Below are 3,722 nucleotides of genomic sequence, written 5' to 3'. Positions count from 1 at the left end.
AGGCGGAGGCCGGGGGGATCGTGTTCAGCAAGACCGAATCTCCAACGGACGTTCGAGGGTGGGGCCGCGTCAACCGCGGCGCGGCGGCGGCGGCGCGGCCGTCTGCTGCTGGAACGCGGCCAGCAGCCGGTATTCCTCGCCGAGCTTGCGCGGCAGCGAGAGGTACACCGGCAGCAGCTGCCGGTAGAGCGCGGCGTTCTTCGCATTGGGCGTGTGGCGGTGCGTGGCGCCCACCATGCCCGCCACCACGTCGAGCGAATCGACATGGCCCAGCGCATAGAGCCCCAGCACCGCGGCGCCGAGGCAGGAGCTCTCGAAGCTCTCGGGCACCACCACCTCGCGGTCGAACACGTCGGCCATCATCTGGCGCCACATGCCCGAGCGCGCGAAGCCGCCCGTGGCCTTGATGTGGGCGCTGCGACCCGCGATCGCCTCGACCGCCGGCAGGATGCTGTGCAGGTTGAAGATCACGCCCTCGAGCACCGCGCGGATCATGTGCTCCTTGCGGTGGTGGATGCCCAGGCCGAAGAAGGAGCCGCGCAGGTTGGCGTTCCAGTAGGGCGCGCGCTCGCCGGTGAGGAAGGGATGGAACACCAGTCCCTCGCTGCCGGCCGACACGCGCTCGGCGATGCGCGTGAGCACCTCGTAGGTGTCGATGCCCAGGCGCTTGGCGGTCTCGGCCTCGGCCGCGGCGAACTCGTCGCGCACCCAGCGCAGGATGATGCCGCCGTTGTTCACCGGACCGCCCACCACCCAGCGCCGCTCGGCCAGCGCATAGCAGAAGGTGCGGCCCTCGGGGTCGGTCATCGGATGGTCGACCACGGTGCGCATCGCGCCACTGGTGCCGATGGTCACGGCCACCTCGCCGGGCGAGACCGCGTTGACGCCGAGGTTCGACAGCACGCCGTCGTTGGCGCCGATCACGAAGGGCGTGTGCTCGGCCAGGCCCAGCTTCGCAGCGACGTCGGCCGCCAGGCCCTCGATGTGCCAGGTGGTGGGCACCGGGCGCGAGAGCTGCTCGGCGCGCACGCCGGCCAGCGCGAGCGCGCCTTCGTCCCAGGCCAGCCGCTCGATGTTGAACAGGCCCGTGGCCGAGGCGATCGAGTGGTCGACCTGCCACTGGCCGAACAGCCGGAAGAACACGTACTCCTTGATGCCGACGAAGCGCTCGGCGCGCGCGAACAGCTCGGCGCGCTCGTGGCGCAGCCACACCAGCTTGGCCAGCGGCGACATCGGGTGGATCGGCGTGCCGGTGCGGCGGTAGATCGCCAGCCCGTCCCATTCGTCGCGGATGCGCTCGGCCCAGGGCGCGGCGCGCTGGTCGGCCCAGGTGATGCTGGGCGTGAGCGGCGCGCCCGCGCCGTCGACCAGGATCAGGCTGTGCATGGCCGCGCTGAAGGACACGGCGAGCACGTCGGCGGGCGCGGCCTTGCTCTCCTGCACGCAGCCCGCGATGGCCGCGAGCACGGCCTGGAAGATCTGCTCGGGATCCTGCTCGGCGGCGCCGGCCTCGGGCTGCAGCAACGGGTAGCCGACCGCGTGATGGGCCAGCACGCGCCCCGCGGGCGTGAAGGCCACGGCCTTGGTGCTGGTGGTTCCGATGTCGACGCCGATGACGGTGCGGCCCATGGGTGCCTCCTCCTCAGACCACCATGCTCAGCAGCATGATGAAGACGATGGCCACGACCGAGATCAGCGTTTCCATCACGGTCCAGGTCTTGAAGGTCTCGGCCACCGTCATGTTGAAGTACTGCTTGACCAGCCAGAAGCCCGCGTCGTTGACGTGCGACAGGATCAGCGAACCCGCGCCCGTGGCCAGCACCAGCAGCTCGCGGTTCACGCCCGGCACCATGGTGGCCAGCGGCGCGACGATGCCCGCGCCCGTGATGGTGGCGACCGTGGCCGAGCCGGTGGCGATGCGGATCAGGCCCGCGACCAGCCAGGCCAGCAGGATCGGCGAGACCTGCGCGTTCAGCGCCATGTGGCCGATCGCGTTGCCCACGCCGCTGGCCACCAGCATCTGCTTGAAGCCGCCGCCCGCGCCGATGATCAGCACGATGGCCGCCGTGGGCGCCAGGCTGTCGTCGACGAACTTCATGATCTGCTTGCTCGTGAAGCCGCGCGCGAAGCCGAAGGTGTAGAGCGACAGCAGCAGCGCCGCCAGCAGCGCGGTGATCGGATGGCCGATGAAGTCCATCCACTGGCGCACGATGTTCTTCTCGTCGAGCGCCACGTCGGCGAAGGTCTTCAGCAGCATCAGCCCCACGGGCAGCAGCACCGTCAGCAGCGTGATGCCGAAGCCCGGCAGCTCGCGCGCCTCGGGTTCGCGCGCCAGCTGCTCGAGCAGTTCGGGCGAGGCCTCGCCGGGCACGTACTTCGAGATGAACTTGCCGAAGATCGGGCCCGCGATCATCGCGGTGGGCAGGCCGACGATCAGGCCGTAGAAGATGGTCTTGCCGATGTCGGCGCCGAACACGCCGATGGCCAGCAGCGGCCCCGGGTGCGGCGGCACCAGGCCGTGCACCACCGACAGGCCCGCCAGCAGCGGAATGCCGATGCGGATCAGCGACACGCCGGTGCGCCGCGCCACGATGAACACCAGCGGGATCAGCAGCACGAAGCCGATCTCGAAGAACAGCGGGATGCCGACCAGGAAGGCCGCGAACATCATCGCCCAGTGCACGCGCTCCTTGCCGAAGGCGTCGATCAGCGTGCGCGCGATGCGGTCGGCGCCGCCCGACTCGGCCATCATCTTGCCGAGCATGGTGCCCAGGCCGAGCACGATGCCCACGAAGCCCAGCACGCCGCCGAAGCCGTCCTGGAAGGACTTCATCACCAGGTCCACCGGCATGCCCGAGGTCAGGCCGAGGAAGCCCGCGGCCAGGGTCAGCGCGATGAAGGGGTGCACGCGCCAGCGCGTGATCAGAAGGATGAGCCCGAGGATCGCCACCAGGGCGTCGACGAGCAGGAACACCTCTTTGCTCATTCCGAACATGTCTGTCTCCTGAAGCCGGGCGCTGCAAAGGCGGCCGGCGGGGTCGGGATAGCGCTATCCTGCACAACCCAAAAAAACCAGCCTCTGAAGCATCCTCGGGTTTTTCCGAGGCGGCAAGGGCCGGGACAGCGCTATCCTAGGACAGCGCTGTCCAATCCCGGATCGGTAGTAACCCTAGATTTCGCCATGGCCGATGCCCCCGAGCGCCTGCGCTCCCGTTCCTCCAGCCGCGTGACCCTCGACGACGTGGCGCGCGTCTCGGGCGTGAGCCCGATCACCGTCTCGCGCGCGCTGCGCGGCGCGCGCAACGTGGCGCCCGACCTGAAGGCGCGCGTGCAGGCCGCGGTCGACGAGCTCGGCTACGTGCCCAACGTGGCGGCGCGCGCGCTGGCCTCGGCGCGCAGCTCGCACGTGGCGGTGCTGATCCCGTCGCTGACCAACCAGCTGTTCGTGGAGCTGCTCGAGGCGGTGCAGGACACGCTGGCGCCGCACGGCTTCCAGTCGCTGATCGGCGTGACCCACTACGACCCTGCGCAGGAGGAGGCGCTGCTGCGCAGCTACCTCTCGCAGCGGCCCGCGGGCCTCCTGCTGACCGGCTTCGACCGCAGCGCGGGCGCCACGCGCCTGCTCGAGGCCAGCGACGCGCCCTGCGTGCACCTGATGGAAACCTCGGAGGCGCCCGGCATCCACAGCGTGGGCTTCTCGCAGCAGGACGCGGGTCGCGCCA

At 70.1% G+C, this 3,722-nt stretch carries 3 protein-coding genes; 1 reads left to right on the top strand and 2 read right to left on the bottom strand.

Annotated elements, in window-relative coordinates; all coding sequences use genetic code 11:
* Positions 1-69 precede the first annotated feature (69 nt).
* Together gntK and AC27VN_RS35605 are read right to left on the bottom strand one after the other, a co-directional pair.
* Entirely contained in the window at positions 70-1,629 is a 1,560-nt protein-coding gene (gene gntK / locus AC27VN_RS35610; protein ID WP_398495738.1) for a gluconokinase, read from the bottom strand.
* A gap of 13 nt (positions 1,630-1,642) precedes the next feature.
* Positions 1,643-2,995 carry a GntP family permease gene (locus AC27VN_RS35605; RefSeq protein ID WP_398495736.1) on the bottom strand — a complete coding sequence of 451 codons (1,353 nt, stop codon included), beginning with the start codon at positions 2,993-2,995 and terminating at the stop codon, positions 1,643-1,645.
* A 186-nt stretch (positions 2,996-3,181) separates the two neighbouring features.
* Here AC27VN_RS35605 and AC27VN_RS35600 point away from each other — a divergent pair.
* Positions 3,182-3,722, top strand: a 541-nt coding sequence (locus tag AC27VN_RS35600; protein ID WP_490879668.1) for a LacI family DNA-binding transcriptional regulator, incomplete at its 3' end; no start/stop codon positions are given.

The sequence above is a fragment of the Variovorax sp. 20P10.2.4 genome (assembly GCF_058244205.1).
Note: the sequence above shows the minus strand (reverse complement) of the source record. Positions and strands in the feature narration are given on the sequence as shown.